Source organism: Streptomyces sp. MK7 (assembly GCF_032658145.1).
In the GTDB taxonomy this organism is placed as follows: Bacteria; Actinomycetota; Actinomycetes; order Streptomycetales; family Streptomycetaceae; genus Streptomyces; species Streptomyces spiralis.
Genome location: NZ_JAVACL010000077.1, coordinates 1 through 18,719, shown reverse-complemented (window position 1 = coordinate 18,719; position 18,719 = coordinate 1). Strand labels below are relative to the sequence as shown.

At 72.9% G+C, this 18,719-nt stretch carries 16 protein-coding genes; 11 read left to right on the top strand and 5 right to left on the bottom strand.

Going from position 1 to position 18,719, the window contains the following annotated elements; translation table 11 throughout:
* Window positions 1-53: 53 nt before the first annotated feature.
* The gene (gene disA, locus R2S09_RS38270; protein ID WP_030177427.1) at window positions 54-1,178 is read right to left on the bottom strand and encodes a DNA integrity scanning diadenylate cyclase DisA; all 1,125 of its coding nucleotides are present in this window, start codon (window positions 1,176-1,178) and stop codon (window positions 54-56) included.
* A 128-nt stretch (window positions 1,179-1,306) separates the two neighbouring features.
* Window positions 1,307-2,716, bottom strand: coding sequence for a DNA repair protein RadA (gene radA, locus R2S09_RS38265; protein ID WP_306192251.1), 1,410 nt, complete (start codon window positions 2,714-2,716; stop codon window positions 1,307-1,309).
* 175 nt (window positions 2,717-2,891) lie between these two features.
* On the opposite strand from radA, the gene R2S09_RS38260 reads away from it, so the two are divergent.
* Window positions 2,892-4,760, top strand: a complete 1,869-nt coding sequence (locus R2S09_RS38260; RefSeq protein ID WP_316745779.1) for a BACON domain-containing protein — start codon at window positions 2,892-2,894, stop codon at window positions 4,758-4,760.
* 67 nt (window positions 4,761-4,827) lie between these two features.
* On the opposite strand, the gene R2S09_RS38255 is transcribed toward R2S09_RS38260, so the two are convergent.
* Window positions 4,828-5,682: a hypothetical protein gene (locus tag R2S09_RS38255; protein WP_372337825.1), complete on the bottom strand. Its 855-nt coding sequence runs from the start codon at window positions 5,680-5,682 to the stop codon at window positions 4,828-4,830.
* A gap of 191 nt (window positions 5,683-5,873) precedes the next feature.
* Between R2S09_RS38255 and R2S09_RS38250 the strand changes: the two genes are divergently transcribed.
* From R2S09_RS38250 to ilvD, 4 genes are all read left to right on the top strand, one after another.
* The gene (locus R2S09_RS38250; RefSeq protein ID WP_316745777.1) at window positions 5,874-6,806 is read left to right on the top strand and encodes a Ppx/GppA phosphatase family protein; all 933 of its coding nucleotides are present in this window, start codon (window positions 5,874-5,876) and stop codon (window positions 6,804-6,806) included.
* A gap of 120 nt (window positions 6,807-6,926) precedes the next feature.
* The gene (locus tag R2S09_RS38245) at window positions 6,927-7,751 is read left to right on the top strand and encodes a sugar phosphate isomerase/epimerase (RefSeq protein ID WP_316745775.1); all 825 of its coding nucleotides are present in this window, start codon (window positions 6,927-6,929) and stop codon (window positions 7,749-7,751) included.
* The gene (locus tag R2S09_RS38240; RefSeq protein WP_306192247.1) at window positions 7,748-8,404 is read left to right on the top strand and encodes a TetR/AcrR family transcriptional regulator; all 657 of its coding nucleotides are present in this window, start codon (window positions 7,748-7,750) and stop codon (window positions 8,402-8,404) included. Before R2S09_RS38245 ends, R2S09_RS38240 begins: the two co-directional genes overlap by 4 nt.
* A 217-nt stretch (window positions 8,405-8,621) precedes the next feature.
* On the top strand, window positions 8,622-10,475 hold the full coding sequence (gene ilvD / locus R2S09_RS38235; RefSeq protein ID WP_316745772.1) for a dihydroxy-acid dehydratase: 1,854 nt from the start codon (window positions 8,622-8,624) through the stop codon (window positions 10,473-10,475).
* A 57-nt stretch (window positions 10,476-10,532) separates the two neighbouring features.
* Here the strand turns inward: ilvD and R2S09_RS38230 are convergent, their stop codons facing one another.
* Complete coding sequence (locus R2S09_RS38230; RefSeq protein WP_316745771.1) at window positions 10,533-12,632, bottom strand: serine/threonine-protein kinase; 2,100 nt, start codon at window positions 12,630-12,632, stop codon at window positions 10,533-10,535.
* Between the two features lie 204 nt (window positions 12,633-12,836).
* Between R2S09_RS38230 and R2S09_RS38225 the strand changes: the two genes are divergently transcribed.
* The 6 genes from R2S09_RS38225 (at window position 12,837) to proC (ending at window position 17,231) form a co-directional block, all read left to right on the top strand.
* The gene (locus R2S09_RS38225; RefSeq protein WP_306192244.1) at window positions 12,837-13,163 is read left to right on the top strand and encodes an SH3 domain-containing protein; all 327 of its coding nucleotides are present in this window, start codon (window positions 12,837-12,839) and stop codon (window positions 13,161-13,163) included.
* Between the two features lie 43 nt (window positions 13,164-13,206).
* Window positions 13,207-13,728 (top strand): EamA/RhaT family transporter, encoded by a 522-nt coding sequence (locus tag R2S09_RS38220; protein ID WP_316745768.1) that lies wholly within the window; start codon window positions 13,207-13,209, stop codon window positions 13,726-13,728.
* Between the two features lie 91 nt (window positions 13,729-13,819).
* Window positions 13,820-14,650, top strand: a complete 831-nt coding sequence (locus R2S09_RS38215) for a class I SAM-dependent methyltransferase (RefSeq protein ID WP_316745766.1) — start codon at window positions 13,820-13,822, stop codon at window positions 14,648-14,650.
* Window positions 14,651-14,710: 60 nt separating this feature from the next.
* Window positions 14,711-15,544, top strand: coding sequence for an ABC transporter ATP-binding protein (locus tag R2S09_RS38210; protein WP_316745764.1), 834 nt, complete (start codon window positions 14,711-14,713; stop codon window positions 15,542-15,544).
* Window positions 15,541-16,329, top strand: coding sequence for an ABC transporter permease (locus tag R2S09_RS38205; protein WP_316745762.1), 789 nt, complete (start codon window positions 15,541-15,543; stop codon window positions 16,327-16,329). Before R2S09_RS38210 ends, R2S09_RS38205 begins: the two co-directional genes overlap by 4 nt.
* 92 nt (window positions 16,330-16,421) lie before the next feature.
* Window positions 16,422-17,231 carry a pyrroline-5-carboxylate reductase gene (proC, locus tag R2S09_RS38200; RefSeq protein WP_306192238.1) on the top strand — a complete coding sequence of 270 codons (810 nt, stop codon included), beginning with the start codon at window positions 16,422-16,424 and terminating at the stop codon, window positions 17,229-17,231.
* Between the two features lie 54 nt (window positions 17,232-17,285).
* Here the strand turns inward: proC and trpS are convergent, their stop codons facing one another.
* Window positions 17,286-18,281, bottom strand: a complete 996-nt coding sequence (gene trpS, locus R2S09_RS38195) for a tryptophan--tRNA ligase (protein ID WP_316745759.1) — start codon at window positions 18,279-18,281, stop codon at window positions 17,286-17,288.
* Window positions 18,282-18,719 lie beyond the last annotated feature (438 nt).

Below are 18,719 nucleotides of genomic sequence, written 5' to 3'. Positions count from 1 at the left end.
GACCGGCCGGCCGCGACTCCGCCGCGAGCCCGGCATGATCGACGAGACACCCCTTAGACGTACCGCTCCAGGATCGACGACTCCGCCAGCCGCGACAGGCCCTCGCGGACGCTGCGGGCCCGGGCCTCGCCGACGCCGTCCACCGTCTGGAGGTCGTCGACGCTGGCCGCGAGGAGCTTCTGCAGGCCGCCGAAGTGTTCGACCAGGCGGTCGATGATGGCGCCGGGCAGCCGCGGGACCTTGGCCAGCAGACGGAAGCCGCGGGGGGAGACCGCCGAGTCCAGCGTCTCCGGCGAGCCGGTGTAGCCCAGGGCGCGGGCGACGGTGGACATCTCCAGCAGTTCGGCGTGGGAGAGCTTGTCGAGTTCGGCCAGCGCCTCCTCGACCGTGCGGGAGCGCTTGGCCGTGGGCTCGGGGACGTAGTCCCGCACGACCAGCTCGCGCTCGGGCTCCACGCCCGCGATCAACTCGTCCAGCTGGAGCGCCAGAAGGCGGCCGTCGGTGCCCAGCTCCACCACGTACTCGGCGATCTCGGTGGCGATCCGGCGCACCATCTCCAGGCGCTGCGCGACCGCCGATACGTCGCGGACCGTCACCAGGTCCTCGATCTCCAGCGCCGACAGCGTGCCCGCCACCTCGTCCAGGCGGAGCTTGTAGCGCTCCAGAGTGGCCAGGGCCTGGTTGGCGCGGGAGAGGATCGCCGCGGAGTCCTCCAGGACCCGGCGCTGGCCGTCGACGTAGAGGGCGATCAGCCGCATCGACTGCGAGACGGAGACGACCGGGAAGCCGACCTGCTTGCTGACACGGTCCGCCGTGCGGTGCCGCGTGCCCGTCTCCTCCGTGGGGATCGTGGGGTCCGGGACCAGCTGCACGCCCGCCCGCAGGATCTTGGACAGGTCCGAGGACAGCACGATGCCGCCGTCCAGCTTGCACAGCTCCCGCAGCCGCGTCGCCGTGAACTCGACGTCCAGGACGAAGCCGCCCGTGCACATCGACTCCACGGTCTTGTCCGAGCCGAGCACGATCAGCCCGCCGGTGTTGCCGCGGAGCACCCGCTCCAGACCGTCCCGCAGGGCCGTTCCGGGCGCCACGGCGCTCAGTGAGGCGCGCATCAGGCCATCGGCGCCGGAACTCCCGCCGGACTTTCCGGGAGCTGCCGCCCGGTCGTTGGCTGCCACTGCACTCCTCCGCTTTTGGATGCTCGTTCGCCTCCGGGGCGCCCCCACGGGCTCACTGGTCGCAGGTTCTCCAGGCGCTCCCGTTTCGCACACTCGGTTCGTACGGACGGGCGAGACCAGGGCAAAGTCTACCGGCGGTCCTCCTGCTCCCGCGGGGCCTCTCGGCGACGCGAGCGCGGCAGCACCCGCAGCGCGTCCCCTATGTCGGCCACTTCCAGGACCTTCATGCCCGGCGGGATCTTGCCCGGGTCGCCCGGCACCAGAGCGTGCGTGAAGCCCAGGCGGTGGGCCTCCGCGAGCCGGCGCTGCACGCCCGTGACCCGTCTGACCTCGCCCGCCAGGCCCACCTCGCCGATCGCGACGAGATTCTTCGGCAGCGGTGTGTCGCTCGCCGCGGACGCCAGGGCGAGGGCGACGGCGAGGTCGGCGGCCGGCTCGGACAGCTTCACCCCGCCGACCGTCGCGGAGTAGATGTCCCGCTTGCCCAGCGCGCTGATCCGGCCCCGCTGCTCCAGCACGGCCAGCATCATCGAGACCCGGGAGGTCTCCAGGCCCGACGTGGTACGGCGCGGGGAGGGGATCTGGGAGTCGACGGTGAGCGCCTGGACCTCGGCGACCAGGGGGCGGCGGCCCTCCAGGGTCACCGTCAGGCAGGTGCCCGGCACCGGCTCGTCGCGGCGGGTCAGGAACAGGCCGCTGGGATCGGCCAGGCCCGTGATCCCCTCGTCGTGCAGCTCGAAGCAGCCCACCTCGTCCGTCGCGCCGTAGCGGTTCTTGACCCCCCGGACCAGACGCAGGCGCGCGTGCCGGTCGCCCTCGAAGTGCAGCACCACGTCCACCAGGTGCTCCAGCAGGCGCGGGCCCGCGATCGCGCCGTCCTTGGTGACATGGCCCACGAGCAGGGTGGACATCCCGCGGTCCTTGGAGGCGCGGATCAGCGCCCCCGCCACCTCCCGCACCTGCGCCATGCCGCCGGGCGCGCCGTCGATCTCCGGGGAGGCCACCGTCTGCACCGAGTCCAGGACGAGCAGCGAGGGCTTCACCGCGTCCAGGTGGCCGAGGACGGCGGCCAGGTCGGTCTCGGCGGCCAGGTACAGATGGTCGTCGATGGCGCCGATGCGGTCGGCGCGCAGCCGGACCTGGCTCGCGGACTCCTCGCCCGTGACGTAGAGCGTGCGGTGCTCGTCGCTCGCCGCCTTGGCGGCCACGTCCAGCAGCAGCGTGGACTTGCCGACGCCGGGTTCGCCCGCGAGGAGGACGACGGCACCGGGCACGAGCCCGCCGCCGAGGACGCGGTCGAGCTCGGGCACGCCGGTGGAGCGTGCGGTGGCCTGGCGGCCGTCGACCTGGCCGATGGGCAGGGCAGAGGTGGTGACCCGGCCGGGTGTCGTCGTACGGACCGCGGGCGCGCCGTACTCCTCGATCGTGCCCCAGGCCTGGCACTCGGGGCAGCGGCCGAGCCACTTGGCCGTCTGCCAGCCGCATTCGGTGCAGCGGTAGGACGGGCGGTCCTTGGTGGTCTTCGTACGGGCAGCCATGCGGGAAACCGTAGCCGCAGGCACTGACAACCAGGGGCCCCGGCCGCCCCGGACGCGCGGCGGAAGACCGCGGAAGGTTCCTGTGCTCTTATGAGGGATCGTTTCACCCGTACGGATTAAAAGTGCGCAACGGGGAAGAACGGACGAACCCTCGCCGCCTACGGTCGCACGGGTGATGAGCAGCAGTCCGGAGACCTCGACCCGTACGACCGGTGCGCACCGGGCGCACCGCGAGGCGCGCGACCGCGCTGCCGCGCGCACACTGGCGCAGCACCCGCCCGCACGCTATGAGCCGCATCTCGACGGCCTGTTCACCTACTGCCTGTCCGTGCTGTGCGACCACGACACGGCGACCGCCGCCCTCGCGGACGCGCTGACGTTCGCCGAGCGGCGCGGGCAGCGCGTCGTGCCGAGTCCGCAGGACCGGCGGGCGTGGCTGTACGCGCTGGCCCGCTGGGCGTGCCTGCGCAAGCTGGCCGAGGCCAAGCAGAAACGTCAGGCCACGCACGCCGCGGGCCGCCACGCCGACGACGGGCGGGGCCCCGGCTCGCGGCAGGGGCCCGGCACCGGCCAGGGCACGGCCGACCGCCGCGGCGCGGGCGGGCAGCAGACCACGGGCGGCGGGCCGCAGGGAACGAACGGGCGGCAGGGCACGGGCCGGGCCACCCCGTCCGCACCGCCCGCCGCGCCCCTTCCCGAGGACGTCCAGGAGCAGCGGCGGCGCGAACTGGCCCTGCTGGCCTGGCCCGAGGCCGCCGGCACCAGCCCCGAGCAGCGCGAGGCCCTCGAACTCGCCGTACGCCACCACCTCGCCGGCCACGAGGTCGCCGCGGTCCTCGGCATGGACCTCGCCGCCGCCCGCGAACTGCTCGCCTCCGCGGCCTGCGAGGTGGAGCGCACCCGCGCGGCGCTCGCCGTCGTCGAGACCGGCGGCTGCCCGGGCGTGAGCGCGCTCACCGGAGACAGCCCGCTCGTGCTCAGCGCGGCGCTGCGGCGCGAGCTCGTCCGGCACGTCGACGACTGTCCGCGCTGCCGCCGTACCGCCGAGCGCGCGATCCCCGGCCGGTGGCCCGGCTCCAGCGTCACCCCCGCCGAGCTGCCCGTCCTTCAGGCCCCCCGCACGGCTCTGCACGCCGCCATGGCGCACCACCCGCGCGCGCGGGGCGCCGCTCCCCGCTTCGACCGGCGCGGCTTCCCGATGGACCCCAAGGACCGTGCGGCCCGCAGGGACCGTCTGCGCGCGCGTGCCGTCACGACGACGGTGGTCGCCACGGTCGTCGCCGCTCCCGTACTGGCCCTGTGGGCCGCCTACCGGGGCACCCCGACCAGCGAGGGACAGGGCGGCCCGTCGGCCACCGCGCGCGAGGCCCACGACCACGGGGCCCTGGCCGGCGAGGAGACCGGCGACGGCTACGAGAACGCGGGCAACGCCCGCCCCGGACCCGACGCCGGCTTCGGCGGGGCGAGGCCCGATGTCTCCGTGGAGGTCGTGAGCGTCCGGGGCGGCGGCGCCGGGAACAAGGCCGGCCACCTGGCCGTGACCGCCACCGGCGCCGGCGACACCACACTCGTCACCCTGACCGCGTCCGGTGCGGCGCCGGTCCACTGGTCGGCGTCCACGGGCGCGCCCTGGCTCTACCTGAGCCGTTCCTCGGGAACCCTGAGGCCGGGCGAGTCGTTGACGATCAAGGTGTACGTGGACCATCTGCGCGAACCGTCCGGCCACTGGAGCGCGCGGGTGGCGATCGCACCCGCCGGAGCCGTGGTCTCCATCGACGGCTACGGCACGGCGCCTCGCCCCTCCGCCCCGGCCGCCACGCACCCGGCCGACCCGCCCCCGCCCACCGCCCCGCACCCGACACCCACGCAGACGGCCCCCACGAGCCCCTCCAGCCCGACGCCGAGCGACCCCCCGTCCTCGTCGCCCGGGCCGTCGTCCACCCCGGCCCCGACGCCCACCGGATCGTCACCGTCCGGCCCGGACGGCCCCACCCCGCCACCGGACAGCGGCGGCGGCGCGCCGAGCCGGCCGGACAGGCCTTAGCCGGAAGCCGGGTGTACGGCCCGCGGGATGAGGCGGGACCGGACGGGACCAGCGGGCCCGGACGGAATCAGGCGGGATCCGCCGGATGCGGTGCCGACAGCGGACGCCGCGAGGCCAGCCGTTCCTCGCACAGCTCGACCAGGCGGTCGTAGCCGGCCTTGCCCATCAGCTCGGTCAGCTCCGCCCGGTAGGAGACGTACACGGGCTCGCCCGCGCCGTGCGCCGACGTCGCCGAGGTGCACCACCAGTGCAGGTCGTGGCCGCCCGGACCCCAGCCCCGGCGGTCGTACTCACCGATCGACACCTGGAGCACCCGCGTGTCGTCGGGGCGGTCGATCCACTCGAAGGTCCGCCGGATCGGCAACTGCCAGCACACGTCCGGCTTGGTCTCCAGCGGCTCCCGGCCCTCCCGGAGCGCCAGGATGTGCAGCGAGCAGCCCATGCCGCCGGGGAAACCGGGCCGGTTCTGGAAGATGCACGACCCCTGGAAGGGGCGGGTCTGCCGGGAACCCTCCTCGTCCTCGGTCACCCAGCCGCTCTCCGTGCCCTCGGCGTGGTTCTGCCAGATGTCCGGTGTGAGCCTGGCCACGTGCTCGGCGACGCGCTGCTCGTCGTCCTCGTCGGAGAAGTGGGCGCCCAGCGTGCAGCACCCGTCGTCCGCGCGGCCCTCCTGGATGCCCTGGCAGCCGCTGCCGAAGATGCAGTTCCAGCGAGAGGTCAGCCATGTCAGATCACAGCGGAAGACCTGCTCGTCGTCCGCGGGGTCCGGGAACTCCACCCACGCCCGTGCGAAGTCCAGCCCCTTCTCGTCGGGCTCCGAGTGCTTCTTCCGCTTCGGCTCCGGCAACACGGCTTTCGCCGGCTTCCCCGAGCCCGCGGAGGCCGCCGATTTATCGGTCTTCGCCTTTTTCGTCTTTGGCACGCGTCCAGAGTAAATCGCCCGGCACCCGCGCCGGGACCGCCGCGGACCGGACACCTGGTGCGGAGCCGGACCAGGTGCCCGCGGCGGAGCCGGACCGGGCATCCGGGGCGGAGCCGGACCGGGCATCCGGGGCGGAGCCGGACCGGGCATCCGGGGTGGAGCGCGGCGCGGGTGGCAGTAGCGTTCCGTACATGAGACTCGGTGTCCTCGACGTGGGTTCGAACACGGTGCATCTGCTGGTGGTCGACGCGCACCCCGGCGCACGCCCGCTGCCCGCGCACTCGCACAAGGTGGAGCTGCGGCTCGCCCAGCTCCTCGACGGGGAGGGCGCGATCGGCCCCGATGGCGTCGACAGGCTGATCGCCGTGGTCCAGGACGCGCTCCAGGCCGCCGAGGACAAGGGCGTGGAGGACCTGCTGCCGTTCGCGACCTCCGCCGTGCGCGAGGCCGGGAACGCCGACGACGTCCTCGCCCGCGTGCGGGCCGAGACCGGCGTCGAGCTCCAGGTGCTCAGCGGCGAGGAGGAGGCGCGCCTCACCTTCCTCGCCGCCCGCCGCTGGTTCGGCTGGTCCGCCGGGAAGCTGCTGGTCCTGGACATCGGCGGCGGCTCACTGGAGATCGCGTACGGCATCGACGAGGACCCCGACGCGGCCGTGTCGCTGCCGCTCGGCGCGGGCCGCCTCACCGCCGGCCGGCTGCACGGCGACCCGCCCGACCCGGAGGACGTCAGGGCACTGCGCCGCCATGTGCGCGCGGAGATCGCGCGGACGGTCGGCGAGTTCACCCGCTTCGGCGCCCCGGACCACGTGGTCGCCACCTCCAAGACGTTCCGCCAGCTCGCCCGCATCGCCGGGGCGGCCCGCTCCACCGAGGGCCTCTACGTCCAGCGCGAGCTGAAGCGGGAGTCCCTGGAGGCGTGGGTGCCGCGCCTGGCCGCCATGACGACCGACGAGCGCGCCGAGCTGCCCGGAGTCTCCGACGGCCGCGCGGGCCAGCTACTGGCCGGCGCCCTGGTCGCCGAGGGCGCGATGGACCTCTTCGGCGTGGAACGGCTGGAGATCTGCCCCTGGGCGCTGCGAGAGGGAGTCATCCTCAGGCGCCTGGATCACATGGGGTCGGCGTAGAGACCGGCCGTGGCGTGGAGACCGGGGTCGGCATGGGCACCGGGGTCGGCATGGAGACATACACCTCACCCGCGAACAGCCACCCCGCGTCACCCAACCGCACCCCGTAACCTGTCCCTCGTGGTGGAACCCGTCGTGCGCATCCCGGATGCGAAGGTCGCCCTGTCGACGGCCTCCGTGTATCCGGAGTCGACAGCGACGGCCTTCGAGATCGCCGCGCGCCTCGGCTACGACGGCGTCGAGGTGATGGTGTGGACCGACCCGGTCAGTCAGGACATCGACGCGCTGCGCAGGCTCAGCGACTACCACGGGATACCGATCCTCGCCGTGCACGCCCCCTGTCTGCTGATCACCCAGCGGGTGTGGTCCACCGACCCCTGGGTCAAGCTCCAGCGCGCCCGCGCGGCCGCGGAGAAGCTCGGCGCGAGCACCGTCGTCGTACACCCGCCGTTCCGCTGGCAGCGCCAGTATGCCCGTGACTTCGTGAACGGGATCTGGCGGATGGCGAACGAGACCGATGTGCGGTTCGCCGTGGAGAACATGTACCCGTGGCGCTACCGCGACCGCGAGATGCTCGCCTACGCCCCCGACTGGGACGTCACGAAGGACGACTACCGCCACTTCACGATCGACCTCAGCCACGCGGCCACGGCCCGCACCGACGCGCTGGGGATGGCCGAGCGCATGGGCGACCGCCTCGGCCACGTCCACCTCGCCGACGGCAAGGGCTCGGCGAAGGACGAGCACCTCGTGCCCGGCCGCGGCAGCCAGCCCTGCGCCGAGCTGCTGGAACGTCTCGCCACCTCCGGTTTCGACGGCCATGTCGTCATCGAGGTCAACACCCGCCGTGCCATGTCCAGCGCGGAGCGCGAGTCCGACCTCGCCGAGGCCCTGGCCTTCACCCGGCTGCACCTGGCCTCGGCGATGCGGGTGCCCCGGCGATGACCGACACGACCGGCCGCGACTCCGGCACCGCCGGCCCCGGACCCGGCACGGCCGGCCGGAGCGGCCGGGGCCGTGGGCGCCCCCGGCGGGAGGAGGCGGGGGACACCCGCGACCGCATCCTGACCGCGGCCCGCGAGGAGTTCTCCGAGCGCGGCTACGAGAAGACGTCCGTGCGCGGCATCGCCAAGGCGGCCGGAGTCGACTCGGCCCTCGTCCACCACTACTTCGGCACCAAGGAGCAGGTGTTCGAAGCGGCGATCGAGGTGGCCTTCGCGCCCGCCCTGAGCTCGTCGTACATGATCGCCGACGCCCCGCTGGAGGTGGTCGGCGAACGCCTGACCCGCTTCTTCTTCGGCATCTGGGAGAACCCCACCACCCGCACGCCCCTGCTGGCGATCGTCCGTTCCGCCGTGAACAACGACACCGCGGCCGCGGTCTTCCGCCGCCTGGTCGCCTCACAGCTGCTGCGCCGCCTCGCCGGCCGGCTCGAGCAGCCGGACGCGGAGCTGACCGCCGAACTGGCGGCCGCGCAGCTGGTGGGGTGCGCGATGCTGCGGTACGTGATCAGGCTGGAGCCGCTGGCGTCGGCGGACGTGGAGCAGATCATCGCCCGCGTGGCACCGGCCGTGCAGAGGCACCTCGCAGGCCCGTGACCCGGCGGCCCGACACACGTCCGTGCGGCCTGCCCGAGACACGCCCACCCGGCCCCCCGAGACACGCGTCCCGCATTCCGGACAGCGCGTCCCGCCCCGTGGATGACCGGCGTACGCTCGACTCCGTCAGAACTCTGCCACGATGCCATGCCATGCCACGGCCTGCCGGCCTCCCGGCAGGACCCTGAGGCAGAACTCTCCGAAGGAGCGAGCGACGATGCCCGAGCTGAGGTCCCGCACAGTCACCCACGGCCGCAACATGGCGGGCGCTCGCGCCCTTATGCGCGCCTCCGGTGTACCCGGTGCGGACATCGGCCGGAAGCCGATCATCGCCATCGCCAACAGCTTCACCGAGTTCGTGCCCGGCCACACCCACCTGGCGCCGGTCGGCCGGATCGTCAGCGAGGCGGTCAAGGAGGCGGGCGGCATCCCGCGCGAGTTCAACACCATCGCGGTCGACGACGGCATCGCGATGGGCCACGGCGGCATGCTGTACTCGCTGCCCTCCCGCGACCTGATCGCCGACAGCGTCGAGTACATGGTCGAGGCCCACTGCGCCGACGCCCTGGTCTGCATCTCCAACTGCGACAAGATCACCCCGGGCATGCTGATGGCGGCCCTGCGCCTGAACATCCCGACGGTCTTCGTCTCCGGCGGCCCCATGGAGGCCGGCCGCGCCACCCTGGTCGACGGCACCGTCCGCACCCTCGACCTGGTCGACGCGATGTCCGAAGCCGTCAACGACAAGATCTCCGACGAGGACATCCTCCGTATCGAGGAGAACGCCTGTCCGACCTGCGGCAGCTGTTCCGGCATGTTCACCGCCAACTCGATGAACTGCCTGACCGAGGCGATCGGCCTCTCCCTGCCGGGCAACGGCTCGGTGCTCGCCACCCACACCGCCCGCAGGGCGCTGTACGAGGACGCGGCCCGCACGGTCATGGACCTCACCCGCCGCTACTACGAGCAGGACGACGACACGGTCCTGCCGCGCTCCATCGCCACCTTCCAGGCCTTCGAGAACGCGATGGCCCTGGACATCGCGATGGGCGGCTCCACGAACACGATCCTGCACCTGCTGGCGGCGGCCCAGGAAGCGGGCGTCCCCTTCGGCCTGGAGCAGATCGACGCGGTCTCCCGCCGGGTCCCGTGCCTGGCGAAGGTGGCGCCCAACGTCGCCAAGAACCGCACGTACTACATGGAGGACGTGCACCGCGCCGGCGGCATCCCCGCCCTGCTCGGCGAACTGCACCGCGCGGGCCTGCTGAACGAGGACGTGCACGCGGTGCACAGCCCGTCCCTGGCGGACTGGCTGAAGACCTGGGACGTCCGCGGCGGCTCCCCGTCCCCCGAGGCGGTGGAACTGTGGCACGCGGCGCCCGGGTGCGAGAGGTCCGCCGAGGCCTTCTCCCAGTCGGAGCGCTGGGAGGCCCTGGACGAGGACGCCGAGAACGGCTGCATCCGCAGCGCCGAGCACGCGTACTCCAAGGACGGCGGCCTGGCCGTCCTCAGGGGCAACCTGGCCGTCGACGGCTGCGTGGTGAAGACGGCGGGCGTGGACGAGTCGATCTGGACCTTCGAGGGCCCGGCGGTCGTCTGCGAGTCGCAGGAGGAGGCCGTCCAGAAGATCCTCACCCAGCAGGTCAAGGAGGGCGACGTCGTCGTCATCCGCTACGAGGGCCCCAAGGGCGGTCCCGGCATGCAGGAGATGCTCTACCCGACCTCGTACCTGAAGGGCCGCGGCCTGGGCAAGGCCTGCGCCCTGGTCACCGACGGCCGCTTCTCCGGCGGCACCTCGGGCCTGTCCATCGGCCACGCCTCCCCCGAGGCGGCCTCCGGCGGCACGATCGCACTCGTCGAGGACGGCGACCGCATCCGCATCGACATCCCGAACCGCACCATCGAACTCCTGGTGGACGAGCAGGAACTCTCCCGCCGCGAGCAGGCCCTGAACGGCACCTACGCCCCCCGGAACCGCGACCGCAAGATCTCCGCCGCCCTGCGCGCCTACGCCGCGATGGCGACCAGCGCGGACAAGGGCGCGGTCCGGGACGTGACCAAGCTGGGCTGACCCCCGCCCGCCCGACGGCAAGGGCCGCTCCCTCATGGGGGCGGCCTTTGCCGCACGTCACCAGCTCGCCGGGTCCCGTCCGTCCACGGCGAAGACGGTGCCGTCGGGCGCGCCGGCGTAGACGTGACCGGCGGCGAGGACGGGCGGTGCCAAGTCGCCCGCGACCTTGTCCGCGTGGGCGCCGAGCCGTGGCGGTGTCTGCCCGACGAGTCGTCCCGTACGGGCGTCCACGGCGAGCAGCCGCCCGTCGGCGGCGACCACGTAGACATGCCGGCCGTCCGAGACCGGTGCCGAGCCGCGGCTCACCGCCGACTCCAGGTGCCACAGCTGCTTTCCCGCGTCCATGTCCACCGCTTCCAACGCCCCACCGGACGCCATGAGGTTCACGACGCCGCCCCGTACGCCGGCCTGCGCACCCTGGAGACGTACGGGCAGCGCGACCCGGCGCGTCTCGCGGGAGGCGCTCGTGTACCGGACGACCGCCTTCGCGTCTCCGGTGACCCTGTCGAGTTCGAGCAGGAAGACGGATCCGCCCCGGGCGCCGACCGGCGTCAGGTACCCCCGCAGCCGCGCCTCCCAGCGCACGGTGCCGGTGCCGGGGTCCACGGCGCTGATCTGCGTACGGGTCCCGTCGTCGGAGGTGCTCGTCGCATACGCCGACGGGTTCCCGGGGAACGAGGCGAGGGACGGCAGGCTGTAGCCCGCGATCCGCCGGCTCCACCGGGTCGAGCCCGAGGCACTGCCCACGCCGGTGACCGTCCCGTCGGCACGGGCGAGCAGGAGCATGTCGCCTGCGAACACCCGCCCGCTCCGGGCGGGCACGTCCCGCTCCCGGCGCGTCCTCCCCGACGCGGGATCGAGCGCAGCCAGACGCCGGCCGTCCGCCGTGGCCACGTGCACCAGGCCACCCGAGAGCACGGGCGTCAGCCTGCCGGACCCGGTGATGGAACGCCGCCACAGCACCGCGCCGTCGGCCGGATCGAGGGCGAAGACCACGCCGGAGCGCGCGCAGAACAACCTGCCGGTGCCGAACGAGCACTGCGGTACCCCCGGCTGCCCCGACACCGGCTTCTCCTGCCACGCCTCGAACCCGGCGGGCGTGGTTCGAGGCGTGGTGCCGGAGGCCGTGGGGCCGTCGTCGCCGAGCAGCTGGACCGAGCCGAAGGCACCCGCCACGAGCACCCCGAGTGCCCCGGCCACCAGGGCGGTCCGTGTGCGCAGGCGCCGCAGGAGACCCCACTGCGCCGCCCGTCCGGCGACGGGCTCGGGCTCCGGCCGAGGCGGACCGCTCGCCCGCTGATCCGGCACGAAGGCCTGGGTGTCGTACGACGCCGCCACCGCCCGCAGTTCCCGCATCAACTCGTCCGGGGTGGGCCGGGCCTCGGGCTCCTTGGCGAGACAGCGCAGCACCAGTGGCGCCAGGTCCTCCGGCACACCGGTCAGGTCCGGCTCGTCGTGCACGACCTGGTAGGCGACGACGTAGGGGCTGTCGGAGTCGAACGGCCCCCGCCCGGTCGCCGCGTGCACCAGCACCGAGCCCAGCGCGAAGATGTCCGCCGCCGGACCGACCTCCCGGGGCCGCCGGAACTGCTCGGGCGCCATGAACGGTGGCGTACCGATCAACTTGCCGGTCTCCGTGCGCAGTTCGCTGTCCTTCGGCCGCGAGATGCCGAAGTCGATGACCTTGGGCCCGTCCTCGGCGAGCAGCACGTTGCTCGGCTTGAGGTCCCGGTGGACCACACCCACCCGGTGGATGTCGCGCAGCGCCTCGGCGAGTCCGGCCATCAGCCGACGCAGTTGGGCCGGGGCCATCGGACCGTGCTGCTTCACCTGCTCGGACAGCGTGTGGCCGGGAATGAACAGGGTGGCCATCCACGGTCGCTCGGCCCCCGGGTCGGCGTCCACGACCGGCGCGGTGAAGGCTCCGCTGACCCGCCGGGCCGCCGCCACCTCCTGCCGGAAACGCCCCCTGAACTCGGGGTCCTTGGCGAACTCGGCGTGCACGACCTTCACCGCCAGCTTCAGACCCGAGGTGCTGCGGGCCAGGTGCACCACGCCCATGCCGCCCGAGCCGAGGCACGACTCCAGGCGGTAGTGCCCGGCGTATTCCGGAAGTTCCGCTTCCGCGCCCGCTCCGGTGTTGCGCTGTGGCGTCATGGACCACCCCCGTGCTGTTCGTCCGCGCGCGCGACGCACGGAGCCTAGTCGAAGACTCGGACAGGACCGAGGCGGCTTGCTAGCGTTCGCGTGCGAGTCGCGTACATGCGTCCCATGGCGCGATCACGATCGCACGGTCCAAGGAAAACCAGGCGGTCCACGAAGCCCCATGACGGCCATGGGGCTCGACGGGGGAGGGTTCGCATGTCTGTCGAGCGTGTCGAGGACGTCAGAGACGACGGCGCGGAGCAGGAGACCGAGACGCAGGCCACGGCAGCGGCCGTGCACTACTACCCGGTCGCCCCCGGCGTCCGCCTCAACGTCCGCAGCGGCCCCGGTACCGGCTACAGCCTCGTCCGGGTCCTGCCCGAGGGCGCACAGGTGCCCGTCTACTGCCAGACACCGGGGACCACGGTCTCCGGCTACTACGGCACGTCGAACATCTGGGACAACATCGGCAACGGCCAGTTCGTCTCGGACGCCTACGTGCACACCGGCAGCGACGGCTACGTAGCCCCCCGCTGCGCCTGAGCCCGCCCCGAGCCCGCGGCCGCGGCGGAGCCATAATCGTCCCGTGAGCGACGAGAACGGCACCCCGGACACCACCGCGGGCTCCACGGCCCCCGCCGGCTCCGGCGGCCCCCGGCCCGAGCCCCTGCGTTTCTTCAAAACCAGCTGGGTGAACCACGACGAGGGGTACGCGGCGCGCCGCGCGGGCGTCGGCGTCGGTTCGCTGCTGGCCGCCGCGGCCGCGTGCTTCGTGCTCCGCTTCGCCTACGAGGGGCTCCAGATCGCCGGCTCCGGCGCCTTCGTCACGCTGCTGGTGGTCGTCATGTTCGCCGTGTGCAGCGCGCTCGCCTTCCGGCACACCTGGGACGGCTTCACCAAGCGCCCCGACCCCGAGCGCCAGGCCTCCCTGCGCGGCCTGCTCGCGATCGGCTTCATCGGCTCCCTGCTCGCCTACTTCTTCCGCTCCCTCATCGAGGCCCCCGGCGAGAGCCTGCACCGCCGGGAGTACCAGGAGGCCCGCGAGCGCCACGTACGCCGGGCCGGCCGGCGCTCGGGCAACCCGTCGAAGAAGCGCCACCGCTCCTGACCGGCCCGCCCGCAGAAGGTCCCCGCTCGCGCCCGGCGCCCGCCAGGGAAAAACGCTGTCCACGGCCGCGCCACCGCCAGATCATGGCGGTATGACCGCATCCCCGTCGCCCCACACATCCCCCTCGCCCCAGGCATCGTCGTCGTCCGCGCACGGCTCCGTGCCCCTCCGCTCCGCACGGGCCCACTCCTTCAACGCCGCCGCCGCCCAGTACGCCGCCAACCGGCCCTCCTACCCGCCCGCGCTTCTGGACGCCGTCGAGGAACTGGCCGGCCGCCCCCTCGCCGGTGCGCGCGTCGCGGACATCGGCGCCGGTACGGGCATCGCGACCGCCCTCCTGCACCAGCGCGGCGCCGAGGTGCTGGCCGTCGAACCCGGCGAGGGCATGGCCGCCCAGTTCCGCCAGGCCCACCCCCGCATCCCGATCGTGCGCGGCAACGGCGACGCCCTGCCGCTCGCCGACGCCTCCGCCGACCTCCTCACCTACGCCCAGGCCTGGCACTGGACCGACACCACCCGGTCCGTGCCGGAGGCCCTGCGGGTCCTGCGCCCCGGCGGTGCGCTCGCGCTGTGGTGGAACACCGACGCCCTCGACATCGAGTGGATCGCCGAGGCCGGCCGCCGCGTCGGCCGCTTCTTCGGCATCGACGTCCCCGCCGAGAAGCAGCGCGCCGCCCGCACCGAGTTGGCCGACCCCAGTGGCCGCCTCGACTTCACCCGCCGCGAGGTGCGCTGGAGCCGCCGCGTCCCCCTCGACACCCACCTCGCCAACATCGCCAGCCACTCGGTCTTCCTGGTCTGCCCCGAGGAACGCAAGACCGCCTTCCTCGCCGCCGAGCGCGACCACCTGCTGAACGTCTTCCCCGACGGCGTCGTCGAGGAGACCTACGACGTCCTCCTCCTCGTCGCCACCAAGCCCTGACCCCCCATCACCTCCACGGCACCCCTTGACGCGGCTGCCGTGACGCGCGTTAATCATCGCATGATGAATAATGCCGACGACCCCTCCCGGCCACCGGACCCGCACACCCACGCCGCCTACGACGGCTACGACGCCCACGCCGTCCATGCGGAGGGCCTCACCGCCGTCCGCGGCCCCCGCACCGTCCTGCACGGCCTGGACTTCACCGTCCCCCGCGGCCGGATCACCGGCCTGCTCGGCCCCTCCGGCTGCGGCAAGTCGACCCTCATGCGCGCCATCGTCGGCACCCAGGCCAACGTCACCGGCACCCTGGACGTCCTCGGCCTCCCGGCCGGCCACCCCGCCCTGCGCACCCGCATCGGCTACGTCACCCAGCACCCCTCCGTCTACGACGACCTGACCGTCCGGCAGAACCTCGACTACTTCGCCGCCGTCCTCGACCCGGGCCACGCCGCGGCCGAACGCCGGCACGACAACGTCACCCGAGCCATCGCCGACGTCGACCTCACCAGCCACGCCGACGCCCTCGCCGGCAACCTCTCCGGCGGCCAGCGCAGCCGCGTCTCCCTCGCGGTCGCCCTCCTCGGCACCCCCGAACTGCTCGTCCTCGACGAGCCCACGGTCGGCCTCGACCCCGTGCTGCGCCGCGACCTGTGGAACCTCTTCCACGACATCGCCGCCACCCGCGGCACCACCCTCCTCGTCTCCTCCCACGTCATGGACGAGGCCGAGCGCTGCCACCGCCTCCTCCTCATGCGCGAGGGCCGCATCCTCGCCGAGGACACCCCGCAGGCGCTCCGCACCCGCACCGGCACCGAGACCGTCGAAGCGGCCTTCCTGCACCTCGTGGACGAGGCGGTCGCCGCAGGCCGCGCCAAGGAGACAGCACGATGACCAGCACCGCCACCGCCCTCACCGCGGCCCCCGCCCCGACCCGCGCCCTCAGCGCCGCCCGCACCACCGCCACCGCGGCCCGCGTACTGCGCCAGCTCCGCCACGACCCGCGCACCATCGCCCTGATGCTCCTGGTCCCCTGCGTCATGCTGGTCCTGCTGCGCTACGTCTTCGACAGCAGTCCGCGCACCTTCGACAACATCGGCGCCTCGCTGCTCGGCATCTTCCCGCTCATCACGATGTTCCTGGTGACCTCGATCGCCACGCTGCGCGAACGCACCTCCGGCACCCTCGAACGCCTCCTCGCCATGCCCCTCGGCAAGGGCGACCTCATCGCCGGCTACGCCCTCGCCTTCGGCGCCCTCGCGATCGTCCAGTCCGCCCTCGCCACCGGCCTGGCGCTCTGGGTCCTCGGCCTGAAGGTGACCGGCTCCGCATGGCTCCTCCTCCTGGTAGCCCTCCTCGACGCACTGCTCGGCACGGCCCTCGGCCTCTTCGTCTCCGCCTTCGCCGCCTCCGAGTTCCAGGCGGTCCAGTTCATGCCGGCCGTGATCTTCCCCCAGCTCCTGCTCTGCGGCCTGTTCACCCCGCGCGACCGCATGCACCCCGTCCTGGAGGCCATCTCCGACGTCCTGCCCATGTCCTACGCCGTCGACGGCATGAACCAGGTCGTGCGCCACAGCGACGTCACGGCCACCTTCGTCCGGGACGTACTGATCGTGGCCGGCTGCGCCCTGCTGGTCCTGGGCCTGGGAGCGGCGACCCTCCGGCGGCGCACGGCATAGCCCCCGCGCGACACACGGGCGCCGCCCGCCCCGCCGTTCCGTCTGACGGACAACGCACCCCCGCGCGCAGCGCCGGTGCGAGGATGAGTTCCATGAGCCAGAAAGTCGCAGTCCTCGGCACCGGCAAGATCGGCGAAGCCCTGCTCAGCGGAATGATCCGGGCCGGTTGGGCCCCCTCCGACCTCCTGGTCACCGCCCGCCGCCCCGAACGCGCCGAGGAACTCCGTGCCCGCCACGGAGTCACCCCGGTCACCAACCCGGATGCAGCCAAGACCGCCGACACCCTGATCCTCACGGTCAAGCCCCAGGACATGGGAACCCTCCTCGACGAACTCGCCCCGCACATCCCCGCCGACCGCCTGGTCATCAGCGGCGCGGCGGGCATCCCCACCTCCTTCTTCGAGGAGCGCCTGGCCGCGGGCACCCCCGTCGTCCGGGTCATGACGAACACCCCCGCCCTCGTCGACGAGGCCATGTCCGTCATCTCCGCCGGCACCCACGCCACCGCCGACCACCTCGCCCACGCCGAGGAGATCTTCGGCGCCGTCGGCAAGACGCTCCGCGTCCCCGAGTCGCAGCAGGACGCCTGCACGGCCCTCTCGGGCTCGGGCCCGGCGTACTTCTTCTACCTGGTCGAGGCCATGACCGACGCCGGAATCCTCCTGGGCCTGCCCCGCGACAAGGCCCACGAGCTGATCGTCCAGTCCGCCATCGGCGCCGCCGTGATGCTCCGCGACAGCGGGGAACACCCCGTGAGACTCCGCGAGAACGTCACCTCCCCGGCCGGCACGACGATCAACGCGATCCGCGAACTGGAGAAGCACGGAGTACGCGCCGCCCTCATCGCCGCACTGGAAGCCGCCCGCGACCGCAGCCGCGAGCTGGCCTCCGGCAACAACTGACCCTCCGGCGCCCGGGCGGCGGCCGCCGCCCGGGCCGGCCCCTTCCGGGCCCCTTCAGGCGGGCAACAGCCCGATCGCCCGGTACGCCGCGTCCACCGTCGGCCGCGCCATCCCCCTGGCCTTCTCCGCACCCGCCCGCAACACCCCGTCCACATAACCGGGATCCGCACACAGCTCCCGGTGCCGTTCCTGCATCGGCCTGAGAGCCTCGACGACGGCCTCCGCGGTGTCCTTCTTCAAAGCGCCGTACGACGCATAGCCACCACTCAGGCCCTCCGGGTCCCCGCCCTCGCAGGCGGCCAGGATCTCCAGCAGGTTCGCGACGCCCGGCCGCTCCTCCCGGTCGTAGACGACGTCCTGCCCGCTGTCGGTCACGGCCCGCATGACCTTCTTGCGCACCACCTCCGGCTCGTCCAGCAGATAGACGATGCCCGGCCCGGAGTCGTCCGACTTCCCCATCTTCGACATCGGGTCCTGGAGGTTCATCACCCGCGCCGCCACCTTCGGAGCGGTCGCTCTCGGCACCACGAACGTGTGCCCGTACCGATGGTTGAACCGCACCGCCAGATCCCGGGCCAGCTCCACGTGCTGCGTCTGGTCCTCCCCGACCGGCACCTCGTCCGTGTCGTACGCCAGGATGTCCGCCGCCATCAGCGCCGGATACGTCAGCAGCGACAGCCGTACGCTCCCGCCCCGCCGCTGCTCGCGCGAGGCCTTCTCCTTGTACTGGATCATCCGTCGCATCTCGCCGTCGGTGGCCACGCACTCGAGCAGGTAGGACAGCCGCGCGTGCTCGTCCACATGGCTCTGCACGAACACCGTGCACCGTCTGGGATCGAGCCCGGACGCCAGCAGCAGCGTCGCCGCCTGCCGGCTGAGCCTGCGCACGCGCGCCGGGTCGTGGTCCACGGTCAGTGCGTGCAGATCGACGACGCAGAACAAGGCGTCCGCCTGGTGCTGGTCCACCTCGGCCCACCGGCGCAGGGCGCCCAGGTAGTTCCCGAGCGTCAGGTGCCCGGTCGGCTTGACCCCGCTGAAGACCCGTGTCATCTCCACTCCATCTCCTGGTCGTGGCCGCCGTCCCCGGACGGCCGGCCCCAGGACCCCTGAGGGAGAAACGAGAACGGCCGCCGAGGCGGCGGCCGTTGCGTGCGTACGTGAGAGGCGGCCGCCGTCAGGCGGGCCACCACTGCTGGGTGTACGTACGCGTAGTCATGCCGAACAGGCTACGCCCCCGGCGCCCCTCCCGCAGCGAGTTGACACACCCCGACTGGATCCGTAGTGTTCTCCGAGTTGTCCGACGTGAGAGCCGACTCCGGTCGGTCCCCGGACAGCCACTCCGTAGGTATCAACCGCTACTCGACGACAGTCGTGCAATTCGTCTGCCGTCGTGTCATCGGCATGTGTATTTACGGAATGAGGAATCCGCGTTCGAAAGGACGCAGCCCCCGATTCGCTCGGGAGCGGGGAATCCGCTAAAGTCTCACT